Origin of the sequence: Butyrivibrio sp. XBB1001, assembly GCF_000424505.1 — a bacterium.
In the GTDB taxonomy this organism is placed as follows: Bacteria; Bacillota; Clostridia; order Lachnospirales; family Lachnospiraceae; genus Butyrivibrio.
Genome location: NZ_AUKA01000012.1, coordinates 68,936 through 92,242, shown reverse-complemented (window position 1 = coordinate 92,242; position 23,307 = coordinate 68,936). Strand labels below are relative to the sequence as shown.

Sequence of the window (23,307 nt, the reverse complement as noted above, 5' to 3'; positions counted from 1 at the left end):
AGCTGTCTGTATAAATCAACATTTGATCTCGAAACATAGATTCTCAGCAGGTTTAAGTGGAAATCTTGTAATTTGTTTTATGTGACAGGAAATAATTACATAACGTCATGCTAATTTGCTGATGAAGCGTTCGAAGCGTTCCATAGCGGCTTTGAGGTTGTCGAGGGAGTATGCGTAAGATATTCTGATAAAGCCTTCTCCGCAATCTCCAAAAGCTGTTCCTGGAACGACAGCAAGCTTTTCTTCTGTTAAGAGTCTTGTGCAGAACTCATCACTTGTCATGCCAAATTTCTTGATATTTGGGAACACATAGAAGGCTCCATAGGGTTCAAAGCAAGGTATATCAAGCTTTTTAAACTCATTAAGCAGATATCTTCTCCTGTGATTGTATTCCTCTCTCATACGCTTAACATCTTCGTCACCATTTCTGAGGGCCTCTACAGCCGCATACTGGCTGGTTGTTGGGGCGCACATGATAGCAAACTGATGTATCTTGACCATCTGCTTCATGATAACTTCTGGTCCGCAGGCATAGCCAAGACGCCATCCTGTCATGGCATAGGCCTTGGAGAAGCCATTAATAAGGATTGTTCTCTCTTTCATTCCTGGAAGTGAAACGATAGATACATGCTCGCCCTTATAAGTAAGTTCGCTATAAATCTCATCTGAAATAACATAGAGATCATTTTCTATAACAACCTTGGCGATAGCCTCCAGGTCCTCTTTTTCCATAACAGCACCTGTAGGGTTATTAGGGAATGGAAGAACAAGGATCTTGGTCTTATCTGTTATTTTTTCTATTACTTCCTGGGCTGTTAGTCTGAAATCATTTTCCTCTTTAAGTTCAATGATAACAGGCTTGGCATCTGCAAGGATTGCGCAAGGCTCGTAGGAAACATAACTTGGCTGTGGAATAAGAACCTCATCACCCGCATCTATCATTGCCCTGAATGCTAGGTCGATAGCCTCAGATCCACCTACAGTTACGAATACTTCCTTGATTGGGTCGTACTCTACGCCCTGTGTTCTCTTAATGTAATTTGAAATTTCAACTCTGAGCTCTTTTAATCCAGAGTTAGAAGTATAAAAGGTTCTGCCCTTTTCAAGGGAATAGATACCCTCATCTCTTATGTGCCATGGTGTATCAAAATCAGGCTCACCAACGCCAAGTGAAATAGCGCCTTCTGTCTCCTGTACAATATCAAAGAATTTCCTGATACCTGAGGGTTTGATATCAACCACTTTGCTTCCTAATGGATTTCTCATGGTGTAATGATCTCCCTTGTATCTTCATATTTCTTTGTAAGGATTGTTCCGTGATCTTTATATTTTTTAAGGATAAAATGAGTTGCTGTGCTAAGAACAGTATCAAGAGTAGCCAGCTTGTTGTTAACAAAACCTGCAACCTCCTGCAGTGACTTGCCCTCGAGAATTACCATAAGATCAAAGCCGCCGCTCATAAGATAAACACTTGTTACCTCAGGATACTTGTAGATTCTCTCTGCGATGTTATCAAAGCCCTGGCCTCTTGTAGGAGTAACCTTAACTTCGATAAGTGCATTAACCTTTTCAAGGCTGGTCTTGGACCAGTCAACCATTGTATGATAACCGCAGATAACGCCCTCTTCCTCAAGTGCCTTCAGTTCATTGGCAACAAGAAGCTCATCTGCCCCCAGTAAAACGCTGAGTTCATGGACATCTATTCTGCTATTCTTTTCGATTATATTTAATATTTCTTCCCTGGTTCCCATCTCATTCTCCTCATTTTTTATATACGTCTTATAATCTGTACGCATTTTACAAGATACAAATATTGTGCCCTACATTTGCGCCCTTGTAAACCTTGCAAATTTATCCACATTGCAATTATCTCTCCTAGACACAAACTGCCTGTATATACGAACAAAGCAATAACTTATGACAAAACATTTAGTATCTGATCTGCCTGTGGAGACTCAAGGAATCTACTTTCGTCCCCGTTTATGATTATCTTATCGTTCCCTTCCACAAGCTCTCCAACAATAGCTGCGGGAATTCCCTTTTCTTCCAGGTCCGCTACAAGTCTCTCCGGCGTATCTGTCGTCATAAGTAGCGCTCCGCCAGACATAAGTTCATATGGATTAAGGGTAAAAAACTCACAGATTTCCACAGTTTCCTGTCTAAGAGGAATTGCCTTTAGATCCACCTTAAAACCACATCCCGCTCGAGCAGCCAGATCCCAGAGACCTGCAAAGACTCCGCCACTTGACAGATCATGGCAGGAGCTAATTCCTGACTTAAGGGCGATAGCCATTTCTTCTCCTGTAAAAAGAAAATCCTTAAAACCTTTGGCATCATCTATAAAAGGTGCTGGATATCTGGACGTAAGCTCCTCGTATTTCTCGGAAGCAAGCATGGCTGTGCCTTCCAAAGCTACCCTCTTGGTTATTACAAGTGCCTGCCCGGGAACTCCTTTTCCTCTAAACAGTTTTAATTCCTTTAGAGTACCAGAGTTATCCACATGTCCCACAGCAGATACTGTAACAAGTGGCCTGTTTACTGCACTTGTTACCTCACTATGCCCGCCAGCATATACAACTCCGCATGCCTTTGCCCCGCTTATGGCATCCGCCACGATTCTTTTTAGGGTTGGTTCCTGGGCATCTGCAGGAAGCAGCACTGACACCGCTACATGATCCGGGGTTATCCCCTGTGACACAAGACCATTAACCGCCTTCACAACACCATAATAGCCAGCATCCTTAATATTTACAGTTACTGGTACGATTGTGGAAAACACATTCTCACTTTTAGTAGAAAAAGCGCAGTCTGTCCCTACAGCTGCGCTTGTCTCTTTTTTAAATTCTGTTCTAAGCTGCTTTAAAACGGATCTCTTTAAAGCATTTTCTGTAATCTTGCCTAATCTCATCAATTCTCCATTTTATCAACCACTTGTTGAAACAGACTCCATGTCCTCGGCCTGTGCCTGCTGCTGGATCTGGGCATTAGCTGCATTAACAGCCTCTGCTGCAGCCTGAGCTGCTGCCTCAGCATTCTCTGTTCCTGCGGCATTTCTGGCTGCTGCCAAAGCTCCTGCTACTGCCTTGACTGTTCCTACATCGCCTGTAGCAATGGCAGTCTGAAGCTGTGCTACTGCTGTTTCATCAGCTCCTGCAGTACCAACAGTGATGATCTTGGGAACCATCTTATAGTTACTGCTATTGATCACTTCATTGCTGATCTCCTGGCCATGTTCTGTAACAATCTTGCGAAGCTGAGCCTTATAGCCTATGTGTGCTGACTGAGTGCCCACATAGCCAAGTGCCTGTGATGGATCTGTTACATACTGATCAGCAGAAGCTGGTGTAGTCTCTAGAACTTCACTCTTAAAGCTAACCTGTCTGCTGGCATCCCTGGTCTCTACTCCGTAAATTGTAAAGGTAATATGCTTGTCAGAAGATGTATATCCCTCAATATAAATAGGGTACTCTGTATTATTTACAAATTTAAAGTTCTTGCCGCCTGATTCTGCAATAGCAGCATCAGCTGATGGAGAAACATATGAAACGATCATAGAATGATTATGTCTCTCTGTAACTTCAAGCTCTGCCAAAAGAACTGCATTGTAAAGTGTAGTTGAAACCTGGCAGATTCCGCCTCCTATACTCTCTACAACAATTCCGTTCAGATATGAACCAGCAGGATAATAACCATTTGCCTCTGTAAATGGTGTTATAGTATCAAGAACTGAAAACTCCTCACCCGGATAAACTGTTGTCCCGTTTATAAGTGAGCAGCCATTAGCCACATTGGCACTTCTAGAAGATCCTGAAGTCTTATAGCTTGTTGTATAGGTTCCAAGTACATCTCTTACCTTGGATAATTCTTCTTCACTTCCTAAAGGCTTATCCTCTTTTACTGAAAGAGAAACTGTGGCATTCTCGCCATCCCAGCCTCCTGAAACAAAGCTCTTAATTGCGGAAATAGATTCATTAACATCTACAAGGTATCCTACCTGACCCTGACTTACAGAAAAGCCATCAGCAGTCTTGGTAAGTCCATAATTGATCTTTTCCTGATTAAAAGATTTGCATCTGTTCTCAACTATATCCTGAAGCTGCTCATCGTTAAAGCCAAATTCTATTTCAAATCTATGGCCATTTTTCTCAAGATCCTTGAGTGCCTTGTATCTTTTGATGATATTACCTGTATGTCCCAGGTCATATGCCTCTTCGATAATTTGTGGATTCTTCCATGAAATACCAAGCTCATCGCCTGTTATTGTAAGACTCTTGCCCTCTCCGGCAGACAGGGTAATCTCAGCACCTGCCATCTTGTCAAAATATGCATGAAGGGCATTGCCTGCATCTGATACTGTCATATTAGACACATCGATGTCACCAATGTATATTCCCTTTGCAATTGTTCTTCCATCTGCTGCTTTTGTCGGAATACCAGGCAGAAGTAACAGCACAGATAAAGCGAGGATCACTCCTCCGACGAATTTTTTCATAATGCTCCCTCTGAGCTATTGTGCTATTATAATTGTAGACTATAGTTCGTTTATTTTGCTCTTATTAACTGAAAGGATATTATAGATGAAATTCCCCTTTTTAGCAAGTTTCATACTATTCTGTATATTCTTCAACTGGCGCGCTGGCAGGGTCAAGAAAAAGTTCGATGAAAAGGAAGAAAACTTCTGGGATCGCGAGCGAAGATCCAACAGCGTCCGTAAAAAGAGTCTTGAAAACCTAGATTATATACACATTCCCGTTGACCTTCTTCCCTTTGATACCTACGGCGACAATACTGTACTAAAAGGTGCTGAAGAAGAAGTTTTGGCACTAAAAGATGAAAAAATTGTAAACTTTACCGGAATATCCAATACAGATCTTAAGCTAGAATATGGAACAGCTAACATCACAGCTCTTACTCAATATGATATGAACTATACTTCCCTCGTAGTATCCCTTCAGAAATGGGGACAGGAATTATACAACCAGTGCCGATATGAGGATGCGGCCGATGTTTTAGAATTTGCAGTAAAGACAAGAACAGATATTTCCTCAACCTACAGGCTTCTTGTTGACATGTACAAGACCAAGCTTGAAATGACAAGTTCTGAAATAACTCACAAGCTTGAGGCACTTCTTCCAATTGCTAATGAGCTTAATTCACTTAGCAGAAATCAAATAGTAAAAATGATTGAAGAAGCTCTTCCTCAGGAAACATCCGCATGATCATGTTTGATAAAAATATGGCTTTATAGAAAAAGGTTTGCACCATTATTTATTTGGTGCAAACCTTTTTATTTTATGTCTTATTATTTATCACAAAGTTGCCACAAATCTGTCGAAAGCAGCCTGTCCCTCAGGTGTTCTCTTGTAAACACCAGCGTCCTCTAAAACATGCATGAATACTTCGCCGATTTCTTTCTGAATAATATCATCAATATTATCTTCTGTAATAGCGTCATATTTTTTGCTAAAGGCATCTACCCAGTCAGCGTGCTTCTCAAGTACTTCATCTTTCCTAAGGTCAGCGCCGCTTAAAATAGCATCTTTTAGCTGTGCCATCTCTGACTTAAGTCTTGCAGGAAGAACAGCAAGTCCCATAACTTCTATGAGGCCGATGTTCTCTTTTTTGATATGATGAAGCTCAGCATGTGGATGATATACACCAAGTGGATGCTCATCTGTTGTGATATTGTTTCTAAGAACAAGATCAAGCTCGTAGTTGTCTCCGCGCTTTCTGGCTATTGGTGTTATTGTGTTATGAGGTGTTCCGTCTGTCTCAGCAAATATGAAAGCCTCCTCATCAGTATAGCCTCTCCACTTATTAAGGATCACATCTGCCAATTCAATGATCCTGTCAGTATCAGGGCCAGAAAGTCTTATTACTGACATAGGCCACTTAACAATTCCACTATTTACATCCTCAAAGCCCTTAACTGTAAATGTCCTCTCTACAGGTGCCTTGGCCATTGCAAAGGTGTAGTGTCCGCCCTGGAAGTGGTCGTGGCTAAGGATAGATCCTCCTACTATCGGAAGATCTGCATTGGATCCTACAAAGTAATGTGGAAAAGTCTTAACAAAGTCAAACAATTTGCAGAAAGTATTGTGTTCTATCTTCATAGGAATGTGCTGTGAGTTAAACACAATACAGTGCTCATTGTAGTAAACATATGGTGAATACTGGAATCCCCACTTGGAATTCTGTATTGTAACCGGAATGATCCTATGATTCTCTCTTGCAGGGTGATCCACTCTTCCTGAATAGCCCTCGTTTTCCCAGCAGAGCTGGCACTTTGGATATCCACTCTGTTTAGCATTTCTAGCCGCTGCAATTGCCTTTGGATCTTTTTCAGGCTTGGAAAGGTTGATAGTAATATCAAGATCTCCATATTCAGTAGGCGCTATCCACTTCATATCCTTGGCAATACGATATCTGCGGATATAATCGCTATTCTTGGACAGATTATAGTAGTAATCTGTGGCCTCCTGAGGGCTCTTTTCGTATTTCTCATTGAACTTTTTGATGATGGCACTTGGTCTTTCCACCATAAGTCCCATCAGCTTTGTATCAAAAAGGTCTCTGTATACTACGCTGTCATTTTCAATAAGTCCATTTGCCGCTGCGTAGTCATCTATTTCCTTAAGAGTATCCTCAAGGTACTGAGAAAGAGCTGCTTCTTCTGAAGGTACCTCTTTTGCCATTTTCTCAATATCAGCTATCTCATAATCCGCGCTATCAAGTGAGAGCTCGATCAAAAGAGAATTCACAGTGTATATGATGTCCTCTTTTTCAATAAGTCCTGTTGAAATAGCATACGCTACCAATTTGTTTACTGCATTCTGAATCATCTTCATTCCCTCATTCTATAAACCTAAGATCAAACTTCCTGTGGGCCACCGCCAATTTCTACTGTGTAGAAGGTTGCATCATAGCCAATCTTCTTGCGGTAGTTTTCTCCAACTGTCTTCTTGAAGTTTTCCACAGCCTCGTCCTTGACGATTGATACTGTGCAGCCGCCGAATCCGCCGCCTGTCATTCGAGAACCGATAACTCCAGGGATCTTCCATGCTTCTTCTGCAAGTGTATCAAGCTCAATGCCTGTTACATCATAGTCATCGCGAAGTGACTCGTGGGACTGTCTCATAAGTTCGCCGAAATGATTGATATCGCCAGCCTTAAGTGCCTTAACAGCCTCGATTGTACGCTGGTTCTCATATACAGCGTGCTTGGCCTTTCTCTGCATATCAGGATCTGTAAGGACATCCTTGTGAGCCTCGAACTCTTCTATAGAAAGATCACCGAGTCCCTTGATATCTACAGTCTTCTGAAGGATTGAAAGTGCTTCCTCGCACATGCTGCGTCTTGCATTGTACTGAGAATCTGTAAGCTTGTGCTTCTTGTTGGTATTAGCAATAACAATCTTGGCGCCGTCAAGCTTGATTGGAGCATATTCAAAAGAAAGATCTGCAGTATCAAGGAAGATTGCGTTGTTCTCCTTACCCATTGCAGAAGCAAACTGATCCATGATTCCGCAGTTACAACCGTTGTAGTTATTCTCTGAATACTGGCCAATAAGAGCTATATCCTGGTTAGTAACATCAAATTTGTATAGATCTCTTAAGATAAATCCTGTAAGAACCTCAAGAGAAGCTGATGATGAAAGGCCTGATCCATTAGGAATATTACCGTTGATAACCATGTCAAAGCCCTTATCAAGCTTCATTCCACGCTTTGCAAAGGCCCAGATAACGCCGATTGGGTAGTTTGTCCAGCCAGCCTGATCACTTATAGTGTCTATGTCATCAAGATTTACTCCATATACGCCAAATCTGTCCTGATTTACAGAATAGAACTGAACCATGCGATCATCTCTTTTTGCTACAGCTGCGTAAGTACCAATTGTAAGAGCGCATGGGAACACATGGCCTCCATTGTAGTCTGTATGCTCGCCAATAAGATTAACTCTTCCTGGTGCGAAGTATGTCTTGATGTCTTCTCTTTTTCCAAAAACCTTCTCGAAGTTCTCAAGAACTGACTGCTTCATGTTCTGATCGATCATAAAACCCTCCTGAATTTTAACTTTATGTATATTTCTATTAAAACTTTTGACCGCTTACTTGCTCATAAAGAGCAGTTATTCTGCTTATACTATATATTTATGCTGCAAATAATTAAATACCTCTTTGTTCATATTACCTGTCAAAATGTTAACTGTTGACTATGACCATATAAAAAATTTTTGAAAAAACCCGGGTATACATAAGCCATATACCCGGGTCATATTATTCATTTTAAATTATACATCTGTACAAACAGCGTAATTACTGCTTGGCAGCCTGAAGGAGCTTATCCTTGAGCTGAGATTCGATCTGAGCAAGTTCAGCCTCTGCCTCACGGCGCTTGCTCTTACCTTCTGTCTGGATCTTAAGAACCTCATCAAGAGTTGTGATAAGAGATTCATTAGTGTGCTTAAGAGTCTCGATATCAACGATTCCTCTCTCAGCCTCTTTAGCGCTCTCGATTGTAGCAACCTTGAGGGCATCAGCATTAGCCTTAAGAAGCTTATTGGTCATGTCATTAACCTCACGCTCTGCCTGAGCAGCCTGTGTTGAATGCTCGATACCAATAGCAATAACCATCTGGTTCTTCCAAAGTGGAATTGTGTTAACAATGGTTGACTGGATCTTCTCAGCCATTACTGTGTCTGAGCTCTGTACCATACGGATCTGAGGGCCAGTCTGCATAGCTATTGTTCTTGTAAGCTCAAGGTCATAGATCTTTTTCTCAAATCTGTCGCACTTATTAGCAAAGTCCTTGGCCTTCTCAGCATCCTCAGGAAGCCCTGATGCCTCAGCCTTTTTCTGGAGTTCTACAAGAGTTGTATTTCTCTCCTCTTCAAGTCTCTTCTTACCAGCAAGGATGTACATTGTAAGCTCCTTGTAGTAGTTGAGGTTAAGGTCATACATTCTATCAAGGAGCTCAACGTCCTTCATAAGTGTAACCTGGTGTCTCTCAAGCTCATTAGCAATAGTCTCAACGTTTGTCTCAACCTTGCTGTACTTAGCCTTCATTCCTTCTATTCTATTGGCACTCTTTTTGAAAAGAGCCTTAAGTCCCTTCTCATCCTCAGCAACTTCAAAGTTCTTGAGCTGAGTAACAAGGTCTGTGATCATATCACCAACCTGGCCCATATCCTTGGTGCGGACATTGTCGATTGCCTTCTCAGAGAAGTCTGCAAGCTTCTTCTGTGTTCCAACACCATAGTTCATGATACCTGTTGTGTTGCTGATATCAATCTGCTTACTAAAGTCCTCAACCTGCTTGAGTTCTTCTGCTGAAAGCTGCGCCTCCATAGCAACGTTGCCCTTATCCTTGACCTTTTCAGGTTCTACTGCAGGCGCTGGTGCTTCTGCTGCTGCCTCAGCCCCAAAAGAAAGTGTAGGTGCAGCTGGTGCTGCATCAAAATTAAGTTCGTCACCCATTATAAAAATCCTCCTAAATACTTTTTCTCTTTATTATTTCTGGTCAAATTCCAGCATTACCCCTTGTTGTGCCTGTGCCATAGCTCCTCCGGCTGTCTGAGCCGCCTGAGCTGTAGCCACACCTGATACCCCAGACATAAGGGCATCTTCTGTAAGTCCGTCCTGAGCCATCATAGTCTTCATAACTGATATATCAGATGAAATATCCCAGGCCAGATCTTGGAATAGACTATCAAGAAGATTAGCAAATGCCTCGTTGATAGTATCCATAACAGTTTCTATCTCTCGCTTAGTCTGCTTGACGTTTTCACCGTTTCCTGCCTGCTGCCTGTCAAGATCAACATAGGCTGTAAGGAGCTTTTTAGTTGTTGGCAGATAATAATTCATAAGCTTATGAAGATCATCTGCTGTCTCAGGCTCTTTTTTAACCTGTTCAAAAATCTTATTCATGATGCTCTCAAGCTTATAGAGCTTGTTAGACATCTCTTCACTGTCAGGGACAATATCATTGATATGTCTTACAAATGCTATATACTCGCTTCCCTCATCCAGAATGCTCTGAACCTTGGGATCAAGGCCGTTTTCAGCAGCTCTCTTCTTGGTATCTTTGGCCTTCTGTTCAACATTTACCTGTTCTCTTGCAAGTCTGTCCTGTTCAGCGCCAAGATACAGCTGATATGCCGCATCTGTAATCATAAATGTGCTCTGAGTAGAATCAAATCTTCCTCTTGGAAGGTAGCCAAGATCCATCATTCCCTTTAAGTTCTTGCGGACATCCTCATCAGTCTCAAGAGCTGCCTGGGCAAGATCGCTTACATTAAAGAACTCGGCATCCTTTAAAATATTGCCATATTTGTGGTATTCCTTGGAAAGCTTGAGCTTTTTAAAGCCTCTAAATCCTATAAGACCTGAGCCAATCGTTAAAGCAAGCCAGGTAATTATAAGTGCTGGGATATGAGTAAACAGACATCCAAAAAATGCCCAGAAAAAGCAAAATCCCAGGGAACTACCAAGTATTCCCTCTAATATTCCATTATATTTGCTGACTCCCTTGGCCAAAAAAGGATATTTCCTTGCTCTTGGAGCAGATACCCTGTGCACAACTCTAAGATCCTGCTCTGGTACCCTTCCGCTTGCGTAAGTAGTTCTTCGTTCAATGCTGACTGATTTCACGGTACTTGCTATCTCTGAAGCCAATTTGCTGTAGTCATTGGTGTCTATAGCCTTGGTCACACTCTTTAATATATCACTTCCCGCATCCAATAAATCCTGCGTATTCTTCTCCACAACCTGCCTCCACGTATATCTTTAATAAAGCCAAAAATTTAACACACGATGCAAGTCCATTTTACAGTAACTCTACCCAAAATACAATTTGTTGAGCCTATTTGTTTCATTTTTAACTTGTTTTAATCCGCATAACTTGATTTAAACTATCCATAATTGATAAGATTGGTTTATAGATAGTTTTTTGAGGAAAAGACATGGAGAAAGCATATAAACTACTTTTTAATACAGAAGAATCTGACGACCTGTACGTATATTGCTGCGGCTTGTCCCAGACAGAGCCTGGTCACAGCTTCGGTCCAGCCCTAAAGCCCCACTTTATGATCCACTACGTGCTAAGTGGCAAGGGCTCTTTTTCTATTGGAGGGAAAAGATATCCACTTACCGAGAAATATGGTTTCCTCATAGTTCCAGATGAGCTTGCCTACTACGTAGCTGATGAAAAGGATCCCTGGACCTACGTTTGGATAGGCTTTGGCGGACGAAGAGCCGAGGAAATAGTATCTCAGCTTGGTTTATCCCTTCAGCAGCCTGTGTTTAAAAGCGAGAAATCAAAAGATATATACGACATAGTAAAAGATATGATGGATCATAACACCTTTAGTGTTGAAGATGATCTTAGAAGAAACGGGCTCTTATCAATGTTTCTGTCGGTTATTGCCTCTGGCCTTAGCGTCACACCAAAGAGTGATTCCGGAAGTGCCAATGATTACGTAAACAGAGCCCAGGCCTATGTCCGCAGTAATTACTGTAACCCGATCAAAGTCACAGATATCGCCGACTACGTATGTATCAACAGAAGCTATTTGTATACTCTTTTCCAGAATGCACTAGGTATTTCGCCGCAGCAATATCTGGCCAGATATCGTATTGCCAAGGCCGTTGAACTTCTGCAGCTCACAAGCCTTCCCATTGAATCAGTTGCTATATCCTGCGGATACTCAGACCCACTTGTATTTTCAAAAGCCTTCAAGCAGGAAAAAGGCATTTCACCCTCTACCTACCGCAAGTCCCTTCCAAAGAGCGACAATGCAGCAGGTAAAGAGCATCTTCAACAGGTAGAACAATTGATAGAGGAAAAACATCTGGAATCGACTGATCCAAACTAGTAAATTCAATGTACAAAGATATGCCGCCTGGTCTTTATGACCAAGCGGCATTTTTGCATCAAATTATTTAGCTTCTACGTTTATCTTATCCAAGTGCCATACTTCATCTACGTATTCCTGAATAGTTCTGTCTGATGAGAACTTGCCACAGCAAGCTGTATTCATAAGAGCCATTCTAGCCCAGCGCTTCTTGTCAGTGTAAGCATCTGAAATCTTTTTCTGTGCTTCCATGTAGGATTCAAAATCCTTAAGTATAAAGTACTGGTCTGCCTTGTTGGAATTAACTGTATTAAGGAGGCAGTTATACAGAGGTCTAAAGAGTTCTCTATCCTTGGAGAAGGTTCCATCTACCAGCATATCAAGGACTGTCTTGACGTTAGGATCTGAATTGTAGATATCCATTGGATTGTAATTGCCATTTTTCTCATATTCCATGACTTCCTGAGAGGATAGTCCGAAAATAAAGGCATTTTCTTCACCAACTTCATTGACAATCTCAACGTTAGCACCATCCATTGTACCAATTGTGACCGCACCATTTAGCATCATCTTCATATTACCAGTACCAGATGCTTCCTTACTTGCTGTAGATATCTGCTCTGATACGTCTGCTGCTGCAAAGATAAGCTCAGCGTTTGAAACCCTGTAGTCTTCTATAAATACCACCTTGATCTTGCCCTTGATATCCGGATCGTTGTTGATAACGTCCGCAACTGCATTTATAAGCTTGATCGTAAGCTTGGCTGTCAGATATCCAGCTGCTGCCTTGGCTCCAAAGATATAGGTCTTTGGATAGAAGTCTTTACTAGGATGTGTCTTTATATCATGATACTTGTACATTACAGTCAGTATGTTAAGGAGCTGACGCTTGTACTCATGAAGTCTCTTAACCTGAACATCAAAGATGGACTTGGGATCAACCTTAACACCGTTGTGCTCTAAGATATAAGCAGCAAGTCTTTGTTTGTTCTTGTACTTGATATCCATGAACTCGGCCTGAGCCTTCTTGTCATCCACAAAGTCTTTTAACTTATCCATCTGAGATAGATCTGTTATCCATCCATCTCCAATCTTTTCTGTAACCCAGTCTGCAAGAAGAGGATTTGCATGCATCAGGAATCTTCTCTGGGTGATACCGTTGGTCTTGTTATTGAATTTCTCGGGCATCATCTCATAGAAGTCCTTAAGCTCACGCTTTTTAAGGATTTCTGTGTGAAGCTTGGCAACGCCGTTTACAGAATGTCCGCCGACGATAGCAAGGTGAGCCATCTTGACCTGATTGTCATAGAGGATAGCCATGCTGCGTATCTTGGCCTGAACGTCGATACCTGCAGAACCTGTGTAGGTTCTCATGATCTGGTCAACAAATCTTCTGTTTATCTCATCTACTATCTGATAAATTCTAGGAAGAAGCCTCTGGAAAAGATCTACAGGCCACTTCTCAAGAGCTTCTGACATGATAGTGTGGTTTGTGTAACAGCAGGTCTTAGTTGTTACTTCCCATGCCTCATCCCATGAAAGATAATACTCATCCATCAGGATACGCATAAGTTCTGCAACTGCAACTGTTGGATGCGTATCATTAAGCTGGAATACAGCCTTCTCATAGAAGTGCCTGATATCATCGTGATTACGCAGATATCTCTGAACTGCTGTCTGCACAGAAGCTGAGATAAAGAAATATTGCTGCTTGAGACGCAGCTCTTTACCTGCAATGTGATTGTCATTTGGATAAAGGACTTCACAGAGCTGGCTTGCAAGGTTCTCCTGCTCTACAGCCTTCTGATAATCGCCCTTGTCAAAAGAGTCAAGCTGGAAACACTGTATTGGCTCAGCATCCCAGATTCTAAGAGTATTAACCACGCCGTTTCCATAGCCCAGAACTGGCAGATCGTATGGAACGGCCCTAACTACCTGGTAGCCTTCCTGTTTGAAGATGGTCCTGCCATAATCGTCAGTATACATATTTACATAGCCGCCAAATTTAACCTCTTTGGCAAGCTCGTTTCTTCTAAGTTCGAATGGATTTCCGTTTTCGAGCCAGGTATCAGGAACTTCTACCTGATAACCATCCTGGATTTTCTGGCGGAACATACCATATTTGTAACGGATACCGCAGCCATAAGCTACATATCCAAGTGTAGACAGAGAATCAAGGAAACATGCTGCAAGTCGTCCAAGACCACCATTTCCAAGGGCTGGATCCGGTTCCTGATCTTCCACAAGGTTAACATCGATTCCCAGTTCATCAAGTGCCTCTTTTACCGGCTTATAAGCCTGAAGATTGATCAGATTGTTACCAAATGCTCTTCCCATGAGAAATTCCATGGACATATAGTAAACAATCTTGGGATCCTGCTCAGCTACTGCTCTCTGAGTAGACATCCAATGATCAACAATGGCATCCTTTATAGCATAAGCTGCTGCCTGGTAGATTTCCTGAGGTGTAGCCTCTTCCATTGTTTTTCTGTACAGGGTCTTTACATTGTACAGGACACTACGTTTAAACAAATCCTTATCAAAAGATAACTGTTTTTTCTTCATAAAGCCTCCTCAAATGCAAGATATTATTTACATTATAGCAAACATTTCTGTGCCCGTGTGGGCTTTTGCCATATGGACAAAACTATACGTATATATTTTACCGCAATTTCATTTATCTTTTTATTAAATATCCCTAAACACAAAACCGGTGATTCAAAATTTCTTTTTGGCAATCTAATTTGAAACTAATATTCACATTTATCTTACCGATATATATATTGAAAATATCTGCACAAGGATGTCTGAACATGGTAATACAACACAATATAGCTGGTATGAATGCCAACAGACAACTGAATATAACCACTAATCTTCAGGCCAAGTCGTCAGAAAAACTCTCCTCTGGTTACAAGATAAACAGAGCAGCTGATGACGCTGCAGGCCTTGCTATTAGTGAAAAAATGCGCCGTCAGGTCAGAGGTCTTACTCAAGCCTCAGAAAATGCTCAGGACGGTATTTCTTTGGTGCAGATTGCAGATGGTGCCATGGCTGAAGTTCATGAGATGCTTCAAAGAGGCAATGAACTTGCTGTGCAGGCTGCAAATGACACCCTTACAGAAACTGACAGAGGTTATATTCAGGCTGAGATAGACAAGATAAAAGAAGAAATAGACGCCATAAATGGTAAGACTACCTTTAATGAAAAGTATATACTCAGGGGAAAAGGTGTGGATATGACGGATAACAGTGTATCCATTAAGGGTGGCCTTCCTAGCTTTGTAACTGTAGATTCGGCATCAGATGGCGCTGGATATATGGCGAGTACATATACCACCAGAGCCTATTACCGCGTTAGTTCAACAGCTGACCCTGATAATTACTATCTTGGCGGTTCTGTTTATATAAATCACTCTTCCACAAATCTCACATTCCCTTCAACTTTGACAGATGCACAGAAGGAAGAACTTGTTGGAAATGGATTTTACGTAACATGCTGTACCTGCAGCAACCACTACAGCATAAAGTTTACCGACGGAGAAACTGGTGTAACAAATAGTGGAAACCATTATATTTACAACGTAGATATAAGTAATGCTTCCACAGGTGCTGATGTTGTACAAGCTATTCTTTCAGCAACAGGCAAAAATCCTCAAAACCACTATACTATGTTCACAGGAAGTGGAAATCAACTCATCATGTATGATGACAGATCCATGGATTCTATGGATGATGTTAAGCAGCGTATTGCGGATATCCGAGCTTCAGATCTTGATGGTAATGATATTGCAAAAATGCAATTTATAGAGTATGACTCTTTTGACGGCACGGTGCATGTTGATCTTTGGAAAAACCCAAGCCACGCCCAGGCAAGCACCAGTGTAGGTCTCTTCGGTAAGGGCTATGCCGTATCAGCTGCTGAAGAAAAAGCCAAAGGCGGCGACATCATCCTTCAGGTAGGTTCTGAAACAGATAGCCAGAACCAGATAGTTATTGAACTCCCATATATTTCTTCATCTTCCTGCCATATCAGTGGTGTCAGCGTAATGTCCCACGAGCTGGCCAAGCAGGCAATAGAAAGCTTCAAGGATGGCCTTATGTATGTAAGTGAAGAACGAAGTCGCATGGGTGCCTATCAGAATCGCCTTGAGCACACTATCAAAAACCTGGACAACGTAGTAGAAAACACTCAGTCAGCTGAATCTCTTATCCGCGGTACTGACATGGCTGCAGAGATGGTCAAGTATTCCAATAACAATATTCTGGCTCAGGCAGGACAATCCATGCTGGCCCAGGCTAATCAGACCAACCAGGGTGTTCTTTCACTATTACAGTAACATTTAGGCATACAGATCTCTCTTTTCAATAAAAAGCAACATAAAAAGGACGATACATGAACCTTTCTCATGTACCGTCCTGTATTTTTGTTATCATCTCTGCTTGTGAATTACTGAAGGAGTGACAATACTCCCTGATTAGTCTGGTTGGCCTGGGCGAGCATCGCCTGGCCTGCCTGAGCTAAGATGTTATTGTTGGAGTATTTAACCATCTCCGCTGCCATATCAGTATCTCTTATTCTGGACTCAGCCGCCTGAGTATTTTCTACGACATTATCAAGATTCTTGATAGTGTGCTCGAGACGGTTCTGCATAGCACCATAGTAGCTTCGAACTCTTGATACATTCTGAGCTGCGGTTTTAACAGTATCAATGGTCTCAAGGGCTTTTTGCCTCGTGGTAGTATTAAAGGTCTTACCCTCAGAAAGAGCTGCCATTGTCACATTAAATCTCTTTAGAGCTATCTCATTTTCGCTGGATGTTTCTGACCCAACCTGCAAAAACAGTGTATTTCCAAGGCCATCATCTGTGCCTGTTCCTGTAGCTATACCGCTTTGTTTCTCAGGGAAGACATAACCTGTTCCGTAAGCATTTGCATACTGGGTGTTTCCTGTATTTATCGCATAATTTGATCCGCTCGATGTGAGCGTATCAGGAGCAAAAAGAGTCTCTTCAGGAGTACTTAAATTACCAAATAAAGATCCTGCTCCATTTGTGCCTCTTGCATCAAGAAATGCATCTGTAAAGGCAAGGGGGTCAAGCCCTGCCACGCCAGATTTGGCTGTTGCAGATTTAAAGTGTGATTCAAAATCGCTAAGGCCAGAATAACCAGTTAGACCAGCTTTAGCAGTTAGATCAGCTATGGCCTGATCTAACGTCTTTTTAGGAGAACCTGACATTTCTCCCATCAGCTTATTAAGTCCACTTGCAATATTAGATGAGTTCACAGCGGTATTGCCATCTGCAGCTGATACCGCGTAGCCAAGATACATAGCTGCCAGATATCCAGCTCCATAGGGCATAGAATCCAATTGTGACATGTATGATTTCATGTTGGCTTCACTAGATCCAGGGTTTAATCTATTTCCCAGCCACCCACCATCTCCACTTGAAGTCTGAGCCACGCCTTCTACAAACCACTGTGGAAAACCAGATAGCATACCATCTGTCAGGGTATCATACATAGCAAGGTGTGTCATCTCGTGGCCTATAGTTGCAGCAAGATCTGCCTTTTGAGCATCTGTCATGCTATCAAATGATGACAATGGATAATCTGCAGTATCAATCTGCATTGTATAGCTCATGACCGTGTAGGAGCTAGTATAAGACATTGAAAGAGATGCTCTTGCCAGTGTGCCGCCAGAGCCATCAATGCCAGATAGTTTAAGTCCAACCTGAACGTCATTAGATGCAGCATTAGAGAAAAGAGTTGGAAAATTATTATACAGATTTGCTATAGCATCAGCAGCTGCGCTTTGAACAAACTTGGCATAATCAGAATCAGCATAGCTTGTATCCTGTCCAACAGCCTGGCTAGCTTGTGTATTAACCTGATTTCCATCGCTATCTACAAATTCACAGGTTATTTCTACATTGGTTCCATTGGGAAGGACCATCGATATAGAGTTTTCTTTTCCCGAAGCAACCATTGCATTACTTGGAGAAAAGCCTTCATCTGAGAAAATATGTATATTATTAAACTCTGTAACTCCATGGATTCTATCTATTTCTTCGCTAAGTCGCTGAACCTCAGCATTTATATATTCTCTGTCTGTGTCCTGAAGAGTGTCATTGGCTGCCTTAATAGACAAGTCACTTGCCCTTACCAGCATGTCACTTACTTCATTCAAGGCTCCATCTGCAATCTGACACCAGGAAACTCCATCCTGAGCATTGCTTGATGCCTGAGTAAGGCCTCTGACCTGACGTCTCATCTTCTCTGAAATTGCAAGGCCCGCAGCATCGTCAGCTGCTCTGTTGATTCTATAGCCAGAGGAGAGCTTTTCTGAGGATTTAGCCTGGATTCCAGTTGTAATATTCAGTTGTCTGTTGGCATTCATGCCAGAAATATTATGCTGTACTACCATTTGGCTACTCCGCTATCAGTCCCAATACCCCTCATTCCTTGCTACAAGAAGATCTCCACAAGCCGGGCACTCAAGTTTGATCTCGCCACTTAATATCTTTTCTGTATCTACAATGTCCACATCTCCGCCGCAGATGCACTTTCCTCTGTATTCCACAACGGTGCCATCCTCTTTATTGAGGATAAATACAGGTATTGCTGAAATCTTGCGGCACCTTTCGCAGACGCCTATTTCCTTTGTTATGGTCCAGGTTCCCTTTGGATTTTTCTCAAGGTCGTTTCTTATTCTCTGCTGGGTATCTTTATTAAAAAGAGTTATTGTCTTTTCGATGTCAAAAAAGGTCATCCCCGCCCCAACCCATAGGTTTGCCTCATAACCACATCTTTCGCACTTTAGATTAACAATCTGTCCCATATTTTCTCCTAACCCCAAAATACTATTTGCAAATACTATTTACTTTGTCTTATTTTATATCGGATAATTTTATTCGGTATATTATGCTTCAAGATAATTTTACACAACTTTTTTGCAGAAAAAACGAGGGCCTCCAATTAAGGAGAACCCTCGCGTTTTATCATCTATTCTGTTTTGATCAGATCTTCTCAACTCCGATTGTTACCTTCTCGCCGTTGATATCCCATTCCTTGGCATTAGCAACGTCTGAGCCGTAAACAACTTCGTTGGCAAGAACCTTTGTAGAGATGCTGCTCTCGTTGTCCTTGACAATCTGAGCAAGCTTGTCATTGCCGTTAAGAGAAACCTTGATGTGATCCATAACTTCAAAGCCTGAATCCTTACGCATTGTCTGGATCTTACTGATAACCTCCAGAACAAAACCTTCATTGATAAGTTCCTCTGAAAGGTTAGTATCAAGAACAACTGTAATACCCCAGTTCTCCTGAGATACAAAGCCTTCCTTCTGAGCCATCTCGATAAGGAGGTCTTCCTTAACAAGTTCTACATCAACATCATTAACGTTGAACTTGATAGAACCATTTGTGTTGAGCTCGTCCATAGTAGCGTTTCCATCGAGGCCTTCAAGATAAGCCTTGATAGCACCGATGTTCTTGCCATACTTAGGTCCTAATGTCTTAAGCTGTGGCTTAAAGCTGTAGCTTGTGAAGTCACGAACATCATCTGTAAAGCTTACATTCTTGACATTAAGCTCTTCTCTGATGATCTCTGTGTAGAACTCGCCTACAGTCTGCTCTGCCTTAACATACATCTGTCCGATAGGCTGACGGTTCTTGATGTTAGCTGCGTTTCTTGCAGCACGGCCGAGTACTACGATATCAAGAACTTCTTCCATATCCTTCTCAAGCTTAGTGTCGATAAGAGACTCATCAACAGCAGGGAAGTCACAGAGATGGATTGACTCTGGAGCATCTTTAAAGCTGTTACGAACAAGGTTCTGATAGATTTCCTCTGTCATGAATGGAACCATAGGTGCTGCAGCCTTACATACAGTAACAAGTGCTGTATAAAGAGTCATGTAAGCAGAAATCTTATCCTGCTCCATTCCCTTAGCCCAGAATCTCTCACGGCTACGACGTACATACCAGTTAGACATCTCATCAACAAAGTTATCAAGTGCCTTACCAGCCTCAGGAATCCTATAGTTATTAAGGTTGTCATCTACTGCCTTAACACAGCTGTTTAGCTTAGAAAGAAGCCACTTATCCATTACAGTAAGCTTATCAAGTTCAAGCTTGTAGTTTGCAGCATCGAAACCATCGATATTTGCATAAAGTGTGAAGAATGCATAAGTGTTCCAAAGTGTTCCGAGGAACTTACGCTGTCCTTCCATAACTGCATCACCTGAGAAACGGCTAGGAAGCCAAGGCGCTGAGTTAGTGTAGAAGTACCATCTGATAGCATCTGCACCATATTTTTCAAGAGCATCGAAAGGATCAACAGCGTTACCCTTAGACTTACTCATCTTCTGTCCATTTTCATCCTGCACAAGGCCGAGTACTATAACATTTTTAAATGCAGGCTTATTGAAAAGAAGTGTTGCCTCTGCGTGAAGTGAGTAAAACCATCCACGTGTCTGGTCTACAGCCTCTGAGATAAACTCAGCAGGGAACTGCTTCTCGAAGAGTTCCTTATTCTCAAATGGGTAGTGGAGCTGAGCAAATGGCATTGCGCCTGAATCGAACCAGCAGTCAATAACCTCTTTTACTCTGTGCATCTTCTTGCCGCACTTAGGACATGTGATCTCAAACTTATCGATGTAAGGTCTGTGAAGCTCACAAGTCTCTGCGCTAGGATCTCCTGAAAGCTCAGCAAGCTCTTTTCTGGAACCTACAGAAAGCTGATGTCCACAGTCGTCACACTCCCAGATATTAAGTGGTGTTCCCCAATATCTGTCACGGGAAATACCCCAGTCCTGAATGTTCTCAAGCCAGTCGCCGAAACGTCCCTTACCGATTGACTCTGGAACCCAGTTAATCTCTTTGTTGTTACGGATAAGGTCTTCCTTAACCTCTGTAACCTTGATGAACCATGATGAACGAGCATAGTAGATAAGTGGTGTACCACATCTCCAGCAGTGTGGATAATCATGTTCCATCTTAGGTGCGCCAAAGAGAAGTCCTCTCTTATCAAGGTCTTTTAATACCTCTGGATCTGCACTAATTGCACCCTCATCCATTTCCTTCTGAGTAGGCTTACATCTCATGCCTGCAAAAGGAGTCTCTGCCTTGAGCTTACCTTCTGAATCTACCATCTGTACAAGTGGAGCGTCATATTTACGTCCAACTCTTGCGTCGTCTTCACCGAATGCAGGAGCGATATGTACGATACCTGTACCATCTGTCATAGTTACATAGTTATCGCAGTAGATAAAGAAGCACTTCTTGTGCTGCTTCTCAGCCTCATCAGCTGCGCACTGGTAAAGTGGCTCATACTCTTTATATTCAAGGTCTGTACCAACGTATGTTTCAAGAACCTCGTATGCCTTCTGGCCTTCCTCTTTTGCAAGAGAACCAAGTACGTTGTCTGCAAGAGCTGCAGCAAGGTAGTATACGTTTCCATCAGCAGCCTTAACCTTAACGTACTTCTCATCTGGATTTACGCAAAGGCCGATGTTTGAAGGAAGTGTCCAAGGTGTTGTTGTCCATGCAAGGAAATATGCATCTTCGCCCTTAACCTTGAAGCGAACAAGAGCAGAACGTTCTTTTAATGTCTTATATCCCTGAGCAACCTCGTGTGATGAAAGAGGTGTGCCACAACGAGGACAGTAAGGAACTACCTTAAAGCCCTTGTACAGAAGACCTTTCTTCCAGATTTCATTAAGAGCCCACCACTCTGACTCGATGAAATTGTCATCATAAGTGATGTATGGGTGCTCCATATCAGCCCAGAAACCAACTGTGCCAGAGAAGTCTTCCCACATTCCCTTATATTTCCAAACAGATTCCTTACACTTCTTGATGAAAGGCTCCATTCCGTATTCTTCAATCTGTTCCTTACCATCAAGGCCCAGCATCTTCTCTACTTCAAGCTCAACTGGAAGACCGTGAGTATCCCAACCAGCCTTACGAGGAACAGTATATCCCTTCATTGTGCGGTATCTAGGAATCATATCCTTGATGGCACGTGTAAGAACGTGACCAATATGAGGCTTACCGTTTGCTGTTGGAGGGCCATCGTAGAACATATACATATCGCCCTTACTACGAGTGTCCACACTCTTCTGGAAGATATTCTCATTTTTCCAGAATTCTTCAATCTTCTTTTCTCTGCCGACAAAGTTCATGTCGGTATCGACTTTGTTGTACATCTTTGAGCTCCTTTCTTGATTACAATCGATGAAAATGCTTTGCATTTTTATCGCCGTGCGGATTGAATGCTGCGAAGCAGCAAATTTCATTATGCAATCCTGCACATAATAAAGCCCCCATCCTTTGTAAAAAGGACGAGGGCTGATTAATCTAGTCTCGTTATACCACCTGTTTACACATACGCGCCGTCGGATGACCTTCGGTTGAATACGCTTCCCGTTAACGCCAGGATATACGGCAAAAATCTACTGTATTACGAATAATATCTGTTCGATTCTGCAGCTCAGAAGTGATTTTCGAAAAGCTCCTACTCGCACTGACTCGCACCAACCGCCAGCTCTCTGCACGCTTTCACAAGCTATCTACTGTCTTCGTCACAGCTTTTTATCTATAATGCACACATCATACTACGTATATTAAAAAAGTGCAAGCTAATAATATCAGTTTTTCTCAAGAGCCTTGTATACGCAAGCTGCGCAGGCTGCTCCTACAAGTGGTCCTACGATAAATACCCAAAGAGCTGCTATTGGAGCTGTATTTCCAGTAAATGCAGCTACAAGTGCTGGTCCAAAGCTTCTTGCCGGGTTTACAGATGTTCCTGTAAGGCCAATGCCAAGGATATGAACTACTACAAGAGTAAGGCCTATTACAAGTCCGCCAAAAGAGCCATGTCCAGCCTTCTTGGATGTAACACCCAAAATAGCAATGACAAAGATAAATGTAAGTACGATCTCAACAATAAGTCCGGCTATAGGATTTCCATTAACACCAGCAAGACCATTTGATCCAAATCCGCCGGTCTTGTCTTCTACGCCGCCAAGTCCAAAAATAAGTGCAAGGATTCCAGCACCAGCAAAAGCGCCAATACACTGTGATACAACATAGCCAACAAATTCACTGACTTCCATTCCGCCACTTAGTAAAACTCCAAGAGAAACCGCAGGGTTAATATGGCATCCTGAAATGTTTCCGATTGAGTAAGCCATAGCTACGATTGTCAGACCAAATGCAAGTGCAGTTAAAAGATATCCTGATCCGCTTGCCGCATCACATCCAACCAGCATCGCTGTTCCGCAGCCCAGTACTACAAGTGTTGCTGTTCCAATACATTCTGCTACATATTTCTTCATACCACGCCTCCTAGAATTTAGGCCTCCGCCCATATTTTATACACTATATTATAATCACTTCTCAATAGAATTGTTACTCTTTTTCGATAATTATGCGACAATTCTAAAAAGCTT

At 42.1% G+C, this 23,307-nt stretch carries 16 protein-coding genes; 3 read left to right on the top strand and 13 right to left on the bottom strand.

The genetic code is table 11. From position 1 onward, the window contains the following. Nucleotides 1-105 precede the first annotated feature (105 nt). The 4 genes from G631_RS0111345 to G631_RS0111330 all read right to left on the bottom strand — a co-directional run bounded on the left by G631_RS0111345 (nt 106) and on the right by G631_RS0111330 (nt 4,492). Nucleotides 106-1,266, bottom strand: coding sequence for a pyridoxal phosphate-dependent aminotransferase (locus tag G631_RS0111345; protein WP_026489547.1), 1,161 nt, complete (start codon nt 1,264-1,266; stop codon nt 106-108). Beyond that, complete coding sequence (locus G631_RS0111340; RefSeq protein WP_026489546.1) at nt 1,263-1,751, bottom strand: Lrp/AsnC family transcriptional regulator; 489 nt, start codon at nt 1,749-1,751, stop codon at nt 1,263-1,265. Before G631_RS0111340 ends, G631_RS0111345 begins: the two co-directional genes overlap by 4 nt. A gap of 164 nt (nt 1,752-1,915) precedes the next feature. After that, the gene (locus G631_RS0111335) at nt 1,916-2,908 is read right to left on the bottom strand and encodes an AIR synthase-related protein (RefSeq protein WP_026489545.1); all 993 of its coding nucleotides are present in this window, start codon (nt 2,906-2,908) and stop codon (nt 1,916-1,918) included. 15 nt (nt 2,909-2,923) lie between these two features. Continuing rightward, complete coding sequence (locus tag G631_RS0111330; protein ID WP_026489544.1) at nt 2,924-4,492, bottom strand: VanW family protein; 1,569 nt, start codon at nt 4,490-4,492, stop codon at nt 2,924-2,926. Between the two features lie 85 nt (nt 4,493-4,577). Here G631_RS0111330 and G631_RS0111325 point away from each other — a divergent pair, with 85 nt between their 5' ends. Further along, nucleotides 4,578-5,219 carry a hypothetical protein gene (locus tag G631_RS0111325; protein ID WP_026489543.1) on the top strand — a complete coding sequence of 214 codons (642 nt, stop codon included), beginning with the start codon at nt 4,578-4,580 and terminating at the stop codon, nt 5,217-5,219. A 90-nt stretch (nt 5,220-5,309) separates the two neighbouring features. On the opposite strand, the gene galT is transcribed toward G631_RS0111325, so the two are convergent. From galT to G631_RS20285, 4 genes are all read right to left on the bottom strand, one after another. Further along, nucleotides 5,310-6,842 (bottom strand): UDP-glucose--hexose-1-phosphate uridylyltransferase, encoded by a 1,533-nt coding sequence (galT, locus tag G631_RS0111320; RefSeq protein ID WP_026489542.1) that lies wholly within the window; start codon nt 6,840-6,842, stop codon nt 5,310-5,312. A 29-nt stretch (nt 6,843-6,871) separates the two neighbouring features. Further along, a complete protein-coding gene (locus G631_RS0111315; protein ID WP_026489541.1) occupies nt 6,872-8,053 on the bottom strand; it encodes a galactokinase in 1,182 nt (393 codons plus the stop codon). Between the two features lie 262 nt (nt 8,054-8,315). After that, nucleotides 8,316-9,476 (bottom strand): toxic anion resistance protein, encoded by a 1,161-nt coding sequence (locus G631_RS0111310; RefSeq protein ID WP_026489540.1) that lies wholly within the window; start codon nt 9,474-9,476, stop codon nt 8,316-8,318. Between the two features lie 33 nt (nt 9,477-9,509). Further along, nucleotides 9,510-10,763, bottom strand: a complete 1,254-nt coding sequence (locus G631_RS20285; protein WP_051197171.1) for a 5-bromo-4-chloroindolyl phosphate hydrolysis family protein — start codon at nt 10,761-10,763, stop codon at nt 9,510-9,512. Nucleotides 10,764-10,960: 197 nt separating this feature from the next. Here G631_RS20285 and G631_RS0111300 point away from each other — a divergent pair, with 197 nt between their 5' ends. Next, the gene (locus G631_RS0111300) at nt 10,961-11,872 is read left to right on the top strand and encodes an AraC family transcriptional regulator (RefSeq protein ID WP_026489539.1); all 912 of its coding nucleotides are present in this window, start codon (nt 10,961-10,963) and stop codon (nt 11,870-11,872) included. Nucleotides 11,873-11,935: 63 nt separating this feature from the next. Here G631_RS0111300 and G631_RS0111295 read toward each other — a convergent pair whose 3' ends face one another. Then, entirely contained in the window at nt 11,936-14,416 is a 2,481-nt protein-coding gene (locus tag G631_RS0111295) for a glycogen/starch/alpha-glucan phosphorylase (protein WP_026489538.1), read from the bottom strand. 248 nt (nt 14,417-14,664) lie between these two features. Between G631_RS0111295 and G631_RS0111290 the strand changes: the two genes are divergently transcribed. Then, complete coding sequence (locus G631_RS0111290) at nt 14,665-16,191, top strand: flagellin N-terminal helical domain-containing protein (protein ID WP_026489537.1); 1,527 nt, start codon at nt 14,665-14,667, stop codon at nt 16,189-16,191. Nucleotides 16,192-16,301: 110 nt separating this feature from the next. On the opposite strand, the gene G631_RS21645 is transcribed toward G631_RS0111290, so the two are convergent. The 4 genes from G631_RS21645 to G631_RS0111265 form a co-directional block, all read right to left on the bottom strand. Beyond that, nucleotides 16,302-18,278: a flagellin N-terminal helical domain-containing protein gene (locus G631_RS21645; protein ID WP_051197167.1), complete on the bottom strand. Its 1,977-nt coding sequence runs from the start codon at nt 18,276-18,278 to the stop codon at nt 16,302-16,304. 15 nt (nt 18,279-18,293) lie between these two features. Continuing rightward, nucleotides 18,294-18,692, bottom strand: a complete 399-nt coding sequence (locus G631_RS0111275) for a hypothetical protein (RefSeq protein ID WP_026489536.1) — start codon at nt 18,690-18,692, stop codon at nt 18,294-18,296. 178 nt (nt 18,693-18,870) lie between these two features. Then, a complete protein-coding gene (gene ileS, locus G631_RS0111270; RefSeq protein WP_026489535.1) occupies nt 18,871-22,062 on the bottom strand; it encodes an isoleucine--tRNA ligase in 3,192 nt (1,063 codons plus the stop codon). 441 nt (nt 22,063-22,503) lie between these two features. Beyond that, nucleotides 22,504-23,193 (bottom strand): MIP/aquaporin family protein, encoded by a 690-nt coding sequence (locus G631_RS0111265; protein WP_026489534.1) that lies wholly within the window; start codon nt 23,191-23,193, stop codon nt 22,504-22,506. Nucleotides 23,194-23,307: the final 114 nt, after the last annotated feature.